This is a genomic window from Saccharothrix luteola (genome assembly GCF_020859565.1).
Taxonomy (GTDB): Bacteria; Actinomycetota; Actinomycetes; order Mycobacteriales; family Pseudonocardiaceae; genus Actinosynnema; species Actinosynnema luteola.
This window is the reverse complement of record NZ_JAJHUO010000036.1, coordinates 18711-34883: the sequence shown is the minus strand read 5'-3', so window position 1 is coordinate 34883 and position 16173 is coordinate 18711. Positions and strand designations below refer to the sequence as shown.

General features: G+C 71.4%; 12 protein-coding genes and 1 pseudogene. 3 read left to right on the top strand and 10 right to left on the bottom strand.

Annotated elements, in window-relative coordinates; genetic code table 11:
• Positions 1-5: 5 nt before the first annotated feature.
• From LNK82_RS38800 to LNK82_RS38780, 6 genes and pseudogenes are all read right to left on the bottom strand, one after another.
• The gene (locus LNK82_RS38800) at positions 6-647 is read right to left on the bottom strand and encodes a response regulator transcription factor (protein ID WP_230571849.1); all 642 of its coding nucleotides are present in this window, start codon (positions 645-647) and stop codon (positions 6-8) included.
• On the bottom strand, positions 635-2164 hold the full coding sequence (locus LNK82_RS38795; protein WP_230571848.1) for a sensor histidine kinase: 1530 nt from the start codon (positions 2162-2164) through the stop codon (positions 635-637). The genes LNK82_RS38800 and LNK82_RS38795 overlap by 13 nt, the downstream gene beginning before the upstream one ends.
• 36 nt (positions 2165-2200) lie before the next feature.
• A complete protein-coding gene (locus tag LNK82_RS38790; RefSeq protein ID WP_230571847.1) occupies positions 2201-3499 on the bottom strand; it encodes an FAD-dependent oxidoreductase in 1299 nt (432 codons plus the stop codon).
• 116 nt (positions 3500-3615) lie between these two features.
• On the bottom strand, positions 3616-6141 hold the full coding sequence (locus LNK82_RS38785) for a fibronectin type III domain-containing protein (RefSeq protein WP_230571846.1): 2526 nt from the start codon (positions 6139-6141) through the stop codon (positions 3616-3618).
• A gap of 324 nt (positions 6142-6465) precedes the next feature.
• Positions 6466-6738, bottom strand: a complete 273-nt coding sequence (locus tag LNK82_RS48490) for a proprotein convertase P-domain-containing protein (RefSeq protein ID WP_372470772.1) — start codon at positions 6736-6738, stop codon at positions 6466-6468.
• A gap of 93 nt (positions 6739-6831) precedes the next feature.
• Positions 6832-7632 (bottom strand): annotated as a pseudogene (locus LNK82_RS38780) (S1 family peptidase); the annotation flags it as partial.
• Between the two features lie 237 nt (positions 7633-7869).
• Here LNK82_RS38780 and LNK82_RS38775 point away from each other — a divergent pair.
• Both LNK82_RS38775 and LNK82_RS38770 read left to right on the top strand, forming a co-directional pair.
• Positions 7870-8442, top strand: a complete 573-nt coding sequence (locus tag LNK82_RS38775; protein ID WP_230571844.1) for a TetR/AcrR family transcriptional regulator — start codon at positions 7870-7872, stop codon at positions 8440-8442.
• A 344-nt stretch (positions 8443-8786) separates the two neighbouring features.
• Complete coding sequence (locus LNK82_RS38770; RefSeq protein WP_230571843.1) at positions 8787-9578, top strand: family 16 glycosylhydrolase; 792 nt, start codon at positions 8787-8789, stop codon at positions 9576-9578.
• Positions 9579-10775: 1197 nt separating this feature from the next.
• Here LNK82_RS38770 and LNK82_RS38765 read toward each other — a convergent pair.
• Both LNK82_RS38765 and LNK82_RS38760 read right to left on the bottom strand, forming a co-directional pair.
• Positions 10776-12257 carry a chymotrypsin family serine protease gene (locus tag LNK82_RS38765; protein WP_230571842.1) on the bottom strand — a complete coding sequence of 494 codons (1482 nt, stop codon included), beginning with the start codon at positions 12255-12257 and terminating at the stop codon, positions 10776-10778.
• Positions 12258-12411: 154 nt separating this feature from the next.
• Positions 12412-13224: a nitroreductase/quinone reductase family protein gene (locus tag LNK82_RS38760; protein WP_230571841.1), complete on the bottom strand. Its 813-nt coding sequence runs from the start codon at positions 13222-13224 to the stop codon at positions 12412-12414.
• Between the two features lie 351 nt (positions 13225-13575).
• Between LNK82_RS38760 and LNK82_RS38755 the strand changes: the two genes are divergently transcribed.
• Positions 13576-14118, top strand: coding sequence for a DUF4232 domain-containing protein (locus LNK82_RS38755; RefSeq protein WP_230571840.1), 543 nt, complete (start codon positions 13576-13578; stop codon positions 14116-14118).
• 27 nt (positions 14119-14145) lie between these two features.
• On the opposite strand, the gene LNK82_RS38750 is transcribed toward LNK82_RS38755, so the two are convergent.
• Together LNK82_RS38750 and LNK82_RS38745 are read right to left on the bottom strand one after the other, a co-directional pair.
• Positions 14146-15447, bottom strand: coding sequence for an ABC transporter permease (locus tag LNK82_RS38750; protein WP_230571839.1), 1302 nt, complete (start codon positions 15445-15447; stop codon positions 14146-14148).
• A complete protein-coding gene (locus LNK82_RS38745) occupies positions 15444-16115 on the bottom strand; it encodes an ABC transporter ATP-binding protein (RefSeq protein ID WP_372470771.1) in 672 nt (223 codons plus the stop codon). The genes LNK82_RS38750 and LNK82_RS38745 overlap by 4 nt, the downstream gene beginning before the upstream one ends.
• Positions 16116-16173: the final 58 nt, after the last annotated feature.

Genomic DNA, 16173 nt, shown 5'->3' with positions numbered 1-16173 from the left:
ACCTCTCAGGCGTTGAGGTAGCGCAGGACGGCGAGGACGCGGCGGTGGTCGTGGGGGCTCGCGGACAGGTCCAGCTTGGCGAAAATGCTGGTGCAGTGCTTCTCCACGGTCCGCTCCGCGATGAACAGCCGCTGGGCGATGGCCTGGTTGGTGCGCCCTTCCGCCATCAGCGCGAGCACGGCCCGTTCCCGGTCGGTCAGCCGGTCGTCGCTGTCGTCGCGCCGCCGCACCAGCAGCCGGCTCACCACGTCCGGGTCGAACGCCGACCCGCCCGCGCCCACCCGCCGGATCGCGCCGGTGAACTCGGCCAGGTCCGACACCCGGTCCTTGAGCAGGTAGCCGACGCCGTCCGCGCCCGCGTCCAGCAGCTCGGCCGCGTAGCTCACCCGGACGTACTGCGACAGCACGAGCACCCCCGTCCCGGGGTACTGGCGGCGCAGCACCACCGCGGCCCGCAGCCCTTCGTCGGTGTGCGTCGGCGGCATCCGGATGTCCACGATGGCCACGTCGGGCCGGTGCTCGTCCACCGCCGCCATCAGCGCCGGCGCGTCCTCGACCGCCGCCACCACGTCGAAACCGGCCTCGGCGAGCAGCCGCGCCAACCCCTCGCGCAGCAGCGTCGAGTCCTCCGCGATCACGACCCGCACGGCAGCACCACCCGCACGCTCGTGCCCGTCGCCGCCGCGCTGACCACCCGCATCGTCCCCCCGTTCGCCTCGACCCGTTCGCTCAGGCCGCGCAGCCCCGAGCCGCGCACCGGGTCCGCTCCCCCGCGCCCGTCGTCGTCGACCTCCACCACCAGCCGCCCGCCCCGGCCGCTGATCACGACCTTCGTCCGGGACGCCTCGGCGTGCTTGGTGACGTTCGCCAACGCCTCGGCCACAACGTAGTACGCGGTCGTCTCCACCAACGGCGGCACGTCGTCCGGCAGGTCGAGGGTCAGGTCGACCCGCGGCTCGGCCAACGCGGTCAGCTCGCGCACCGCGCCGTGCAGGCCGCGTTCGGCCAGCACGGGCGGGTGGATGCCGTGGCACACCGCGCGCACGTCGTCGATGGTCGCCAGCACCGCCTGCTTGGCCTCGGCGGCGAGCGCCCGGGTGCGCTCCGGCGGCACGGTCTCGGCCAGCCCCAACGTCATCACCGCCGACAGCAGCCGCTGCTGGACGCCGTCGTGCAGGTCGCGCTCCAGCCGGCGGCGCTCGTCCTCGGCCGCCCGCAGCACCTTCGCGCGCGACTCGGCCAGCTGCCGCACCTTGGCCCGCAGCTCGGCGGTGAGCCGCTCGTTCTCCAGCGCCAGGCCGACGGCGGCGCACGCGGCGTCCACGAGTTCCAGGTCGAGCACGGGGTCGTGCAGCAGCACGGCGACCGGCGCGCCGGCCCGGTCCACCCTGGTGTGCACGTTGTCCAGTGCGACCGGGCTCCCGTCCACGTCCACGTACCGCTCCTGCTCGGCCACCCAGTACGCCACGCGCAGGCTCGGGTCGTGCAGCGTGGCGGCCAGCGCCTCCTGCACGCCGTCGCGCCTGCTGTCGCCGCTGAGCCGCACCACCAGGTCGGCCACCTCGCCGCGGTCCATCCGCCGGCGCAGCAACCCGGCCAGGTAGGCGAACGGGATGCCGCTCAGCGCCAGCGTCAGCACCACGTACGGCGGTTCGAGACCCGCGCGTTCCACCGGTTCCCACACCACGAACGCGAGGATCGCCACCGCGGTCGCGCCGAGCATCGCGGTCAGGGTCCGCCGCTGCGCGATGCTGCTGCGCCGCCAGCGGTGCAGTTGCAGCACCAGCATGGAGATGCCGACGACGGCCGTCATCATCGTCTCGGACTCGACGAGCCACGCGGCCCACGGCTGGCGCCGGTACTCCTCGGCCACGGTCAGCACCAGGCTCTCGGCGTACGCGGCGCCGACGACCAGCCGCCGCGGCAGCGTCACCAGCCTGCCCGTCGGGAACGCGACCAGCGCGTGCCCGAGCATCGACGGCCACCCCTTGGCGACGAGCATCAGCGGCATCGACCCGTCGGACAGGACGTAGTCGAGCAGCCAGCCGACGCCGATGAGCACGAACAGCAGCCCGATCCGGTTGCGCGGCTGCGCGCGGCGGCCGATCACACCCGCGGTCACGTAGACGACGCTCACCGCGAGCATCGCGAACGGCAGCAGCATGGTGCCCAAGGTAGCCGTGCCGGCGGGCCGGTCGGCTCAGCTTCGGCGCAGACCACCGATCACGACGCGCGCCAGCACGTCCGGCCGCAGGATCGACGACGGCGGCTGGAGCAGCCCGATGGTGCGGATGAACGCGGTGGCGGCCACGGGGTCGTGCGTGGCGACGCGTTGCAGCCGGGCGACGTACCGGTTCAGCGCCTTGGTGGACAGCGACCGGTGGCCGGTGATCTCCGGCAGCGCCAGGTCGCCGAGCGCGTTGAGCTGCCACACCGGGTCGATGATCTTGGCCGACGCGCGGAAGAACCGCCGCGCCAGGTCGTCCTCGCCGTCCTGCAGGCACTTGCGCAGCGCCTCGGACTCCATCGCCGCCACCGTCATGCCCTGGCCGTAGATCGGGTTGAAGCTGCACATCGCGTCGCCGAAGACCAGCAGGCCGGGCGGGAACTGCCGCAGCCGCTCGTAGCGGCGGCGCAGGCTGGCCGGGAACCGGTGCGTGCGGATCTCCGTGAGCGGCTCCGAGGCGGCGACGGCGTCCTGCACGTCCGGCGGCGCGGACCGCTTGAGGAACGCCAGGAAGCCCGCCTCGTCGGTGGGCGGGTGGTCACCCGCCATGCCGACCTGGGTGATCATCCACTGGCCGTGCTCCTGCGCGGCGAACGCGAACCCGGTCGGCCGGCCGGGCACCGGGCCGAGGAGCACCAGCTTGTCCGGGAACGGCGCGGCCGGGCGCACCAGCCGGCTCGCGTAGACCATGTCGACGTCGATGCGGTCCTCGTCGGGCGTCGGCAGGCCCAGGGACGTCAGCCAGGCCCGGGCCCGACCGGACCGGCCCATCGCGTCGATCACGAGGTCGGCGTCCAGCACCTCGTCCGCGCCGTCCCGGGTCACCTTCACGCCGACCACCCGGCCCTGCTCGAACACCGGGCCGACCACGTCGCACCCGGGCATGATCCGCACGCCGGGGTAGTCCGCGATCTTCGCCCGGATCGCGCCCTCCAGCATGGGCCGGGTCGTCTGGATGTCCGACGCGCCGGTGTCCGCGCGGACCAGGGTGTGGCCCGCGAGCACGAACCGCGCGTCGACGTTGAAGCCGACGCGCAACCCGCCCGCGTCGACCAGCTCGTCGGTCAGCCCGGGGAACATCACGTCCAGCGCCTGCTTGCCGCGCAGCAGGATCGTGTGGAAGTGCTTGGCCTGTGGCACGCCGCGCCGGTGCACGACGTCCTCGGTCAACGGGTCCCGGTCGACCACCGTGATCCGGTCGTAGAAACCGACCAGCGCGCGAGCCGCCAGCAGCCCGCCCATGCTCGCGCCCAACACCACCGCATGCGTCATCCGGCGACTCTGACAGCGTGGACCGCCAGCGTGCATCTTCGTCAGTGCGGACCTCGATTCCGCGTCGGGCGGCCCGCCCGGAGGTCCGGGCGGGCCGCTCGGTCAGGCGCCGGGCATCAGCGCTGCGGGCGCGGCGACAGCGCCACCTCGATGGTGTTGCCCGGACCCGACGTCATCGCGCTGATCAGGCCGGTGAGCGGGCCGCAGCCGGTCAGCTCCGGCAGCGTGTACGAGCCCGCGACGGTGCCGCCCGCGAGCGGGTCGAAACCCGGCTTGGACTCCAGCGGGATCGAGGCCGGTGTCTTCGTGCGGCAGTCGGGGCTCGTGCTGACCGGGATGCCGAGCACGGTGACGTGCGGCAGCTTCACCGTCACGCTGGACGTCGACTTGAGCACGCCGGCCGCCAGCGTGCCGGTGGTCTTGGCCGCCTGCGCGAACTGGATCTTCGCCTTGACCGGCACGAACCCGAAGGCCTTGAACCGACCGGTGGTCGGGTCGAGGGTCAGGTCGGCGTCGAACGCGCCGGTGGACAGGTCGAGCGCGGCGGCGATGCCACCGGTGAGGGCGACCGTGCCGTTGGCGGCCTTGATCCTCGTGCCGCCGGTCAGGCCGTAGCCGTACTCGACGACCGGCGGGCCTTGGCCCGCCTTCGTGCGGACCTTCAGCGCGGCGCTCGGGCCCGACGTGTTGCCCGCCGCGTCCTTGGCCACGACGGTGAACGTGTACTCGGTGTCCGCGCTCAGGCCGTCGACGGTGGCGGTGGTGCCCTGCGCGGTGGTGGCGAGGGTGCCGCCGTTGTAGACGTCGTAGCCCGTCACGCCGACGTTGTCCGCGGACTCGTCCCAGGCGAGGGCGACGCTGGTCTCGGTCTGGGCGGTGGATCGGAGGTTGCCGGGCGTGGCCGGCGCTTCGGTGTCCGGCAGCGGCCGGGTGCGGACCTTCAGCGGGGCGCTCGCGTCGGACGTGTTGCCCGCCGCGTCCTTGGCCACGACGGTGAAGGTGTACTCGGTGTCCGCGCTCAGGCCGTCGACCGTGGCGGTGGTGCCCTGCACGGTGGTGGCGAGGGTATTGCCGTTGTAGACGTCGTAGCCCGTCACGCCGATGTCGTCGGTCGCCGCCGCCCACTGCAGGGAGACGCTGGTCGGCGTCGCGCCGGTGGAGACCAGGTCGCCCGGCGCGGTCGGCGCCCCGGTGTCCGGTGCGGCCTTCGTGCGGGCGGTGACCGGTGCGCCGGCCGACGAGCGGTTGCCCGCCGCGTCCTTGGCCACGACGGTGAAGGTGTACTCGGTGTCGGGCGTGAGGCCGTCGACCGTGGCGGTGGTGCTTTCCACGGTGGTGGCGAGGGTGTCGCCGTTGTAGACGTCGTAGCCCGTCACGCCGACGTTGTCGGTCGCCGCGGCCCACGACAGGGGCACGCTGGTCGGCGTGGTCTCACCGGCGGTCAGGCCGGAAGGGGTCGTGGGAGCCTCGGTGTCCTGCGCCGAGGTGACGGTGAACGTGTGCAGCACGGTCCGCTGGGCCGGGTCGACCGGCGTGCAGTCCGCGACGAACGTGCCGAGGCCGGTGTCGGTGCCGTCGGCCTTCTTCGGGGTCATGGTGAGCACGAGGTCGTGCACGGACAGCGTCGCCGTGCCCGGTTGGTCGAACCGGAGCGCGGGCGCGGCGCCACCGGCGTTGATGATCAGGTCGCCGCTGGGCGGGATCGGCTGGTTCGGCACGGCCGTCGGCACGGCCACGGCGAGGTGGCTCCCCGGCGACCGCACCAACGACGTCGCGACCGCCGTGCCCTGGATGGTCTCCGCGCCGACGAGCCGCAGGCCCTGGGTCGCGGTCGGCCCGGCGTTCGACACGGCGGTGATGTCGATCTCCGGCGTGAACTCGCCGACGCCGATCTCCGCCGGCAGGTCGGTGTCGATGTCGACGGTGACGTTCTGGTTGCCGATCAACGGGAACGGGCACGTGTAGACCTGGCGCAGCGGGGGCGTGCCGCCGACGCCGGCCGGCGCCTCGGGCGTGACGGCCGCGCCCGAGACGGCGTAGGTGTGCAGCACGGTGTCCTGGTTCGGCGTCGGCGTGCAGTCGGCGACGAACGTGCCGAGGTCGGTCGGCGTGCCGTCGGCGCGCAGCGGGGTCATCTCCAGCACCAGGTCGGTCACCTCGACGGTGGCGGCGCCGGGCTGGTCGAAGCGCAGGCCGGGCGCGGAGCCGACGGCGTCGAGCACGAGGTCGTCGCCGATGGCCGGGATCGGCTGGTTCGGCACGTCCGCGGCGACCTGCACGGTGAGCGCGCCCTGGTCGCCGGGCGCGGTGACCTTCGAGGTGGCGCGGGCGGTGCCGCGGATCGTCTCGGCGCCGACGAGCCTCAAGCCCTGCGTGGCCGTCGCGCCCGCGTTCGACACGGCGGTGATGTCGAGCTTCGGGGTGAACGCGCCGGCGGCGACCGTGCCCGGCTGGGTGGTCTTGATGTTCACCGAGACGTTCTGGTCGCCGATCAGGGGGAACGGGCAGCTGTAGGTCTGGGTCAGGTCGCCCTGGGCGGCCGAACCGGTGCCCGTGCCGATCGCGAGGCCCGCGACGACCGTGGTCGCGATGGCCACCGCGCCGAGCCTGGTCAGCCCTCGGGCTGGTCTGCTGTGTCTCACGGAAACGTCCTCCCTGACGCCGAGCGCACGTCGGCAAATAAGGGGTGGAATGGTTCGCAGACGTGCTGCAAGGGGGAAATTAACCACGCCGCAACAGTTGCGCAAGACTGTTGGATGACCATTCGCGGACGGAGCTGGAAATTGTCACCTTCGGACAATTGTCCAGCGTTTGACCTGCACGAACGAGACACAGAAACGATTATGAAGAACAATTGGCACGCGGGCGCACAGTGCCGGGATTGATTTTGGCACACCTATGACAAACCGCGCGCCGAGTGCTCGGCGCGCGGTCGTCGGGTGGTGCGGTCGGGTGGTGCGGTCGGGTCAGAAGGTGAGCCGCCACGCGTCCACGTAGCCGGTGTCCTGGCTGTAGACGTCCTGCACCTTGAGCCGCCACGTGCCGTTGGCGACCTCGGAGGAGGCGTTCACGGTGTAGGTGGCGACCACGTTGGGCGTGCTGGAGTTGCTGGAGCTCTTGACCCGGTAGGTGGAGCCGTCCGGCGCCACCAGGTCGATCACCAGGTCGCCGCTGTAGCTGTGCTTGATGTCCACGCCGACCTTGAGGGTGGACGGCGCGTTGCCCGCGACGCCGCTCACCGTGACGTTGCTGTAGACCGCCGCGCCCGCGTCGGGGATGGTGACGTTGTCGAGGTTCTCGAAGACCTTGCCGGGGGGCTGCGGCGTGCCGCCGAGGTCGGCCGCGGCCTGGTTGATGGCCGCGGCGAACGTGCTGACCTCGGTGTAGACGCCGGGGTTGTCGGCCCGAGCGCACCCGTTGCCGTGGCTGACGATGCCGACCTGGACCCACGCGCCGTTGTTGTCGCGGCGGAACATCGGGCCGCCGGAGTCGCCCTGGCACGTGTCGACGCCGCCCGCGAGCTTGCCCGCGCACAGCTCGGCGGCCGGGATCAGGTCCGCGTAGTACGGGTCGGAGTTCTTGCACGTGGTGTCGTCGATGTAGTCGACGTTCGCCTTGAGCAGGTAGCGGGACTGGCCGCCGTTCTCCCGCGTGGCGCCCCAGCCGGCCACGGTGAACACGCCGGTGTTGTAGGCCGCGGTGGTGGCGATCGGCAGCAGCGCCGCGCCGGTGATCGGGCTGGCCAGCTTGATGATCGCCCAGTCGCCGCCGGTGGCCGTGCCGTAGGTGGGGGCGCGGTGCACGTAGGTCGACGTGCGGGTGACGCGGGTCGTGTCCTGCAGGTCCACCACGCCGTAGGTGGCGGTGATGGACGTGTTGTTGCCGGTGCGGCTGACGCAGTGCGCCGCCGTCAGCACCAGCTGGTCGGTCAGCATCGAGCCGCCGCAGCCCATGGACAGGCGCACCATCCAGGGGAACTCGCCCTTGGCGGCCTGGGTGCCGCCGACGACCATGGGCGTGGGGTTGCCCGCGTCCGACGACGGCGGGGCGGCGATCGCCTGGCCCCCGAAGGCGGCCAGGGCGGCGACGATGCCCACACCGAGGGCAAGCGTCCTTCTCACGGTGTCGCGCACGGTTGATCCTTCCCGCGCCCGGCCGGATTCGTGCTCGCAGGGTGGCCGGACGTCGAGATCGCAGGGAACTATCCAGCCGGCCCCTCTGCCGGCGACTCATCGTGCGTGGCGAACGGCCTGCTCACAATCCGTCGATCGACGGGAGTTCTTCCGGTGTGACCCGTGGTAGGGCGTGGTTCTGCCAGGTGTCGTGCGGCCCGATTTGACTTCCGCAAGTGTGAGTGGTTAATTACACTTGTGCCTGCCGCATCGAGCGAACGCCGCCTGTCGACCGCCGAGGAACGCCGCGAGACCGTTCTACGGACCGCGATCGGCGCGTTCGCCGCCCGCGGCTACTACGGCACCACCACCGGCGAGGTCGCGAAGTCCGCCGGCATCTCGCAGGCGTACGTCTACCGGCTGTTCCCCGACAAGGAGGCCCTGTTCCTGGCCGTGGTGGAGCACAGCTTCGCGCGGGTCAGGGAAAGCCTCGCCGACGGGGTCGCCGAGGCCAAGGGCAGCGCGCCGGAGGACGTCCTGCACGCGATGGGCGACGCCTACGCCCACCTGATTTCCGCGGAGAACACGCTCCTGCTGGTCCAGATGCACGCCCAGTGTGCGGCGATCTCCGAACCGGCCGTGCGGGAGGTCTTCCAGCGCGGGGTCGCGCGGACGGTCGAGTACGTGCGCAGCGTGTCCGGCGGCAGCGAGGAGCAGGTGCAGCAGTTCTTCGCCATGGGCATGCTGTGCCACCTGGTGGTGGCGGTCCACGCGGACGACGTCGACGCACCGTGGGCACGAACCCTGTCGAAGGGCATCCGCCACTACTGATCCACCCCCGACCAGCGGCCTTCTTCTGTTCTTTGTCTCCTGATTCTTTTGTCTCGCACTGTGAGTGACCAACCAGTCACCTCCTGCCCTGGATCGTGCCATGGCGACCACGCGCAGCGCCCGTCCCGCGCGGCCCTTCCCGCGCGCCCGACGGTTTCCTTCTTATGCAACGGAAATCGGCGTCCCGGAGGTCGACGTGACCAAAATGGACCGTCCTTCGACTCTCCCCACCCTCGTTCGCCCTTCATGAGCAGTCAGTCGTTGACGTGATCCTGGTGTGATCTCTACGTTCGGGAGTGACACCGCCTCGTCAACGTCGTCGAGGAAAGGGCTTTCCTGTGACAGTGAGTCGACGCGGTTTCCTGGTGGCGGGCGGGGCCGGACTGGCCGCCCTCGGCACGTCCGGGCTCGGCCGGGCAGCCACCTGGGAAACCGTCATCAACGGTTCGTTCGCGAACTACAGCACGTTGGAGTCGGTCTGGAACTACCGCTACCCGTGGGGTTCGGACCACAACGGCACGGCCCGGATGTACGCGAGCGCGTCCGACCACAACCACGTGTTCCTGGAAGGGTCGACGCTGGTCATCAGGGCGACCCGGATCAACTGGAACGAGGGCAACAGCTCGGCCGACCCGTACCTGCCCATCCGGTACCACTCCGGTGCGGTGCACGCCCGGCAGCACGTGCTGGTCAACGACCAGTTCCCGAACTGGGAGGTGCGGGGCGAGTTCCAGGCCCCGTCGGCGCGCGGCACGTGGCCCGCGTTCTGGCTCACGGGTGTCAACTCGTGGCCGCCGGAGAGCGACATCCTGGAGTACAAGGGTGACGCGCGGAACTGGTTCAACACGTACAAGAACGCCTCGGGCGGGTGGTCGAACACCATCCGTCCGGTGTCGTCGCCCGGTTCCTGGCACACGTATCGGGCGTGGATCACCAAGGTCAGTGCGACGGATGTGGACATCCACTACTACCTCGACGGGACGTGGGTCGGGCAGCACCGGGGCGCCAACTTCGTCGGCAAACCGATGTGGATCATCATCAACCTGCAGATGGAGGGCTCCTCCGGCACGTCCGGCCCAACCACTGACACTTACTACCGTGCTCGCAACCTCTACGTTGGCCGCACCCGCGCTTAGCCTGCGGTGCCGTGTGCGATGCCCCGTTCCCGCCGTCCGTGCTTCGCGCGACGGACGGCGGGAACGGGCTCAGTTGCGCGTTCAGCGATTTCGGGCAAGCTAGAGCCGTGCCACCCACCCGCCAATCCGATCCACCCGGCCCGAGTTCACCCTGATGGGTTACGTCGTCAGGAAACTTTGAACACACCATTGACGTTGCCGGGAAAGAAGGAGGCGGCAAGGCACGGCGGGCGGCCTGTCACGGAGACAGCCACCAGCCCCCCGTACACCGGTGGCCCCCTGAACACCGGTGGCAGGGTGCGCGCCAGGAGCACCGGACGTCGCGGTGCCAAACGTCGGGCGTCGGGCGTCGGTGCCAGGAGCGTCGGGCATCACGGTGCCAGGACACTGGCCTCGGGGTGCATGTTCGAGCGTCGGGGGAAGAGCTCGGGCCGTGCGGAGCCAAGCGGTGCACGCACGCCACTTCGCGGGAGCACCACCTCGCGTGAGTGCCAGACGGCGGGAGCGGGAGCACCGAATCGCGGGAGCACGGGGTCGCCGGCGTGGGTGTGGGCGTAGATGTGGGCGTGGGGCGCACCGCAGCAACCGCGTCGCCGGCGCAGCCACGGCTCGTCGCACGCGCGCAGGGATCGCGGGCGCGGGCCGCTAGGTGAACCTGTTGGCCGGCTTGGTGAATCCGCTAGCTGGCATGGCAGGCGTAGCGGGCGTTGCTGACGATCGCGCTGGCCGCCTTGGTGGCGGTCGTGGGCGGTCGCGGTGGTGCTGCGGAGGATGGGCGGGCGGGCCGTGTGGCGGCGCTACGGGATCGCGGTCGGGTTGGTGGCGGCCCTGGTGGTGTGTGCTGCTGGTGGCCGGTTTGCTCGCGCCGATGACGACCAGATGAGCCCGTGACGCCCCGATGAGGTCGAATGGCGGGTCGGGGTAGCCATGATCGGTCAGGTGGCGATGAGTGGGCGGATGGCGTCGCAATCGGCGTCGCAATTGGCTTTGACGACGCGCAATAGGCTCTGGAGCGGGCCGGTGGCGTTGGGTTCGGCTGCAGGGTCGGGTGGGGCGGTGAGGGTGGATGCTGAGGGTGCGGCGGTGAGGGTGGGATGAGGAGGTTGGGTGGGAGGGCCGTGGAGGGCGGCGGTGCCCGGCCCGACCTCGCCCGGCCCCGCCTCGCCCAGGGGGGAGGCGGGCCGGGCGCGTGGTAGGTCAGCCGGTTGGGGTGGTGATCACGGAGAACGTCGACCGCAGGCTCGCGTAGCGGGTGTGGATGTCGGTCAGGATCGTGTCGATCGGTACGTAGTTGTTCAGTTCGCCGGAGGCGCACGCGCCCTTGCGGGACTGCTGGTTGCCTTCCAGGATGCCCAACGCGGTGTGGTCGACCTGGCTGAACAGCGGACCGCCGCTGTCACCCGGCCGGGCACAGAGGTCCGTGTTGATGCCCACGTCGGTCGACAGGACGCGCCCGCAGCGGGTCCCCGGCTTGTAGCCCGTGCCCGCTCCGCTGTCGATCGCGCCTGGGGAGGTGACCGCGTTGGACGCCGAACCGGTCGCGCACACGACCCAGCCGGCCTTGACCTGGGCCAACGTGTGGGTACCGGTGATGTACTCGTCCGCCGACGTCTCCTGCACGCCGCACGGGGTGTCGACGTTGCTGTCCATCCCACCGTTGAAGCAGTACTTGAGCACCCGGTTGCGGCCCGTGTGGTTCTCCAGCCACGTGTTGCGGGTCGGGGTGTCGACGTACAGCAGCGCCGCGTAGTCGTACGGGTAGGAGTTCTTCTCGATGCCGTGCTGCTGGAGCACGGGCACGCCGTTGTGCTGCGTCGGCGTGTTGTTGGTCTTCGTCGCCATGCAGTGGCCCGCGGTCAGCACCCACGCCTTGCCCGGGTGGCCGCCGCCGGTGGAGCGCAGGTTGAAGCCGGACGTGCAACCGCCCCAACTCCCGTCGTCCCGCTTCATGTCCAGCCGCAGCCCGCCGCGCATCGGCCCGTGGTTGACGCACGCGAGCGGGTGGCAGGCACCCTGGTCGGGGAACGTCGCCGCCAGCGGGTTCGGCTTGGGCAGGACCTTGGTCCGCACGGTCACGCCGGACTCGTCGGCCACCGCCCGACGCGCCGCGTCACCCTCCTGCGCGACCTCGACGTCCTTGGCCACCGCGACCTTCTCCCGCGCGACCCACGAGCGCTCCCACAGCACGACCTCGTTGTCACGCTCGCTGACCGCGGGCAGGTACACCGCCTCTGCTCCGGCGCCCACCTTCGCGGCGATCCGGTCCTTGGCCGCGGTCAGGTCGGCCAACGAGTGCCGCACGGCCTGCGTCCGGACGTGCGCCCGGTCGGGCAAGTCCTCCAACAGCCGGTCCGCGGCGGCCGGGTCGGTCAGCGCCACCACCAGCTCGCCGGACGCCTGGTCGAGCCACATGCCGCCGTACTCGGCCGCGTGCTCCTCCCGCAGCACGCCGTCCAGGCGCACCGCCTCGTGCTGGAGCTCCAGCCGGCGCAGCGCCTCCCGCTCGCTGACGCCGTAGTTGTCGACGAGGTACCGCACGGACTCCGCGACCGCCGCCGGGTTCAGCGAGGCGCGTGCCGATGGCGCGGCGGTGGCTCCTCCCGTCGCGCTCACCACGGTCGCCGCGACGACCAGCGAGGCGAACAGGGCCCCCAAGCCCTTTGCTCTGCCCACGGACATCTCCTTGCTCGGTGAATGGGAAACATGAGCATTCAACCTGACGTGGACTGGCCGCGTCGGTGATGCCCTGCCGCGCCGGATGAAGACGGGTAGTCCTACCTACTTCATGCCCTCACGCGGTCGATCGGTTGTCACGGAATCCGTCGGGACTCCGTCAGGCGTCGAGGAAGGGGATCAACTGCTCCTCCTCGTAGGTCAGGTGGGCCTCCAGCTCGCCGATGAGCTGGTCCACGTCGGCGCGCAGGGTCGCGACATCGCCGCGTTCGAGGGTCTGCCGCAGCCGTGCCAGCAGGGCGGCGATGGTCTCGTGCTCCTCGGCGAGCCGGTCGAGGGTCGGCGCGAGTTCCGGGAACCGGTCCCGCAGCATCGGGAACATGCCGCTGTCCTCGGACGTGTGGTGGAAGCTCAGGCCCTGGCAGGCGGTCAGGCAGTTGACCTTGAGCTGCGCGCCGAGCGTCGGCTTCGACCCGGCGACCTCCCGGCGGATGGTGGCGAGCTCCCGCCGGAACGCGCCGTGCACGAGCTTGAGCGCCGCGCCCCAGCTCGCCGCGTTCGGCGGGCCGCCGGAGACCTGGGCCAGCGCGACCACGGGGATCCGCCGGGTCGTCTTGGCCTGGTACTCCGCCCAACCCGGGTCGGACTCGACGGCCCGCTCCCACAGCTCGTCGCGTTCCGGGCCGTCCAGGACGGTCGCCTTGGCCTCGTAGGTGAAGACGCCGTCCTCCACCTGCGCCACCGGGTTGGCCACGAGGTTGTGGAACCACGCGGGGTGGCGCGGCGAGCCGCCGCCGGACGCGATGACGACGATCCGGTCGCCGTCCGGCAGGTAGCCGAGGGGGTTCGTGCGGCGGGCGCCGGTCCGGGCGCCGGTGGTGGTCAGCAGGATGAGCCTGCCTCCTTCGAAGGGACCGCCGACGCGGCCCGCGTTGGCGCGGAACTCGTCGATCACCTGCTGGTTGAAATCCATCTGCGGTTCGTCTCCTGATTTTGGGCATGACCGGATCACCACGGGTGAATTGCGCCGTGGTTTTCGGTGAAGGTTTTGTGGAGGCGCGCGGGCACGACGGTCCGCGCGGTCACGCGCGTGCGCGCTGATGCGCTGGTGTGGGGAGCAACGGGGTGCGGGTGCGTCGCGGCTACGTGCGCGGAAACCCGGGGAACCCCGGTGTGCGGCGGGCCTCTGGCCCACCCGGCGGTCAAACCTTGGCCGGGTGACTCTCTCGCTCGTGGCTCAAGGCCGACCCGGCAGTCACGGTCGAGAGCATATCTTGTGAATGCGACGTCGGGCAACATCCGTCATTGTGCGACGATCGATGACGTGCCCCGTCTTCTTTTCCTGCTGTTGTTCGCGGTGTCCGCGTGCACCGCCGCGCCGCCGGTTCCGCCGCCGTCGCCGTCACCGTCCGCCGACGCCTGCCCGACCGGCGTGGAGTACGCGGTGACGGGCGAGGAGGCGGCGTCGGGTTTGCGGGTGCTGACGCTGGAGCTGACCAACTGCGGCACGGAGGCGTTGCGGCTCGAGGGCTACCCGTCCGTCACGGTCCTCGACGCCGACCGCGAGCCGCTGACGATCGCCGTCGGGCGCGGGTCGTTCGGGATCTCTGCGGTGGAGGCGTTCGACGCCGAGCCCTGGCCGGTCGCGGTGGGGCCCGGCGAGTCCGCGGTCACCGGGTTGTTGTGGCGCAACACCTACACCGACACGTCCGCGCCGCCGGTGGTCGGCGAGCACCTGGAACTCGCCGTCGCCACCGGCCGGCCGGCGCAGGTGTTCACCCCGACCCGGGAGAACGGCGAGCCCGTCACGATCGACCTCGGCAGCTCGGGCAAGCTCGGCCTCCGGCCCTGGACCGCCGCACCCTGACCGCGCACCACCGGCGCGCCCGAAGGGCTACGCCCGCATCACGGTGGAGATCGGGATGCGGGCCGCGCGCAGCGCCGGGACGAGGCCGCCGAGGATGCCGGCCACCAGGCCCGCGACCACACCGGCCACGCCCGCCTGCCACGGGAACGCCGTGCCCTCCAGCGACGGGAACCGCGAGCCGAACAGCATCAGCGCCACCTTCAGCCCCACCACGCCCGCGCCGATCGCCAACGCCGCCGTGAGCAGGCCGGTCAGCAACGTCTCGGCCAGCACGATGCCCGCCAGCAGCAGCCGGGGCGTGCCGACGGCCCGGCGCAGCGCGAACTCCTCGATGCGCTCGCCGACGGTGGCCAGGCCGACGTTGAGGATGCCCGCCACGCCGATCAGCAGCACCAGCGCCGCCATGCCGAGGAAGATCCAGCGCATCAGCGCCAACTCCGTGGACATGCGCTTGAGCGTCTCCACCGTCTGGACCTGGATGCGGTCCGCGGGCGTGCCCGCCGCGACCAGCCTGGCGCGCAGGACGTGCTCCACCTCGACCGCGGCCGGCGTCATGAGCACCTGCAGGCCGGGGCCCATCTCGTTGCCGCTCATGCTGGTCACCGGCAGCCAGTTCAGCAGCTCGTCGGACCTCACGTAGGCGGTCGGCTGGTAGCCGCCGTCGTCCACCACGCCGACGAACTGCGGCGTGGGGTTGGCGTCCGCGCCGTCGACCCTCATTTCCGCCGGCACCTGGTAGCGGCTGAACGCCTTCGCCGCCTCCAGGTTGAGCACGAGCCTGGGCGCGAGCGACGGCGCGCCGTCGAAGTCGAGCCACCGGCCCTGCGACGGGCGGAACGGCCGGAACTGGCGGATGTCACCGGTCAGCCCGACGAGTTGCAGCTCGATCGCCTGGCCCTGCGGCGAGGCCGCGTTGCCGTCGTCGAGCGGGCGGCAGCCGTTCTCGTCGCACATCATCCGGGCGCCGCCGGGCTGGTCGATCGGCCCGCCGCCCTCGTTGATCGGCTTCACGCCGGGTTCGCCGATGATCGCCCGCGCGCTGGTCATGGCGACGGCGTCGGTGCGGCCCTTCAGCACCTCCAACGCCACCGGCACGGCCTGGCCCTCCGGCGACAGGTACATCTGCCGGGTGCCGTCCTTGCCCTGGTACAGCTCGACGTCGGCGAGCATGGCCCGGTTCGCGATCTCCGCGCCGGCCTGCACCACGACCACGGCCAGCACGCCGAGGAACAGGCTGACCATCGACAGGAACGTGCGCAGCTTGCGGGCCCGGATGCCCTGGCCGCCGATGATCAGCGACGCCCGGAGCCTGCCCGACAGCCTGATCACGCGACCACCCGCTGCCCGGCCGGGCGCAGCAGGCCGTCGGACAGGTGCAGCACCCGGCCCATCTTCGCCGCGTGGTCGTGGTCGTGGGTGACGAGCACGAGCCCGCAGCCCACGTCGGTGGCCTGCCGCAGGACTTCGACGACGAGGTTGCCGGTCTCGGTGTCCAGCGCGCCGGTCGGCTCGTCGGCCAGCAGGATCCGCGGTTCGCGCACCAGGGCGCGGGCGATCGCGACGCGCTGCTGCTCGCCGCCGGAGAGCCGGGGGGGCTTGTGCTTGGCCAGGTGGCCGATGCCGACGCGGTCCAGCGCCGCCAGCACCTTGGCCTTGCGCTTGCGCCTCGGCAGCCAGCCCTGGCCGTTGACCAGCGCCATGGCCACGTTCTGCGCCGCGGTGAGGTGCTTGAGCAGGAAGAACCGCTGGAACACGAACCCGAACTCGGCGCTGCGCAACGCGGCGGCCTTGCGCTCGGGGATCTTCGTGATGTCGCGGTCGCCCAGCAGGTACTGGCCGCCGTCGGGTCGGTCGAACAGGCCGATCAGGCTGAGCAGCGTGCTCTTGCCCGAGCCGGAGCGGCCGAGGATGGCGACGCTGTCGCCCGCGTGCACGGTGAGGTCGACGCCCGCGAGGATGGTGCGCGGCTCGTCCTGGCCCTTGAGGGTCTTGGTCAGGCCGGTGAGGTGGATCAACGGGGGCGCCGCCACCGGCGGCGGCACGAGCAGGGGTGAC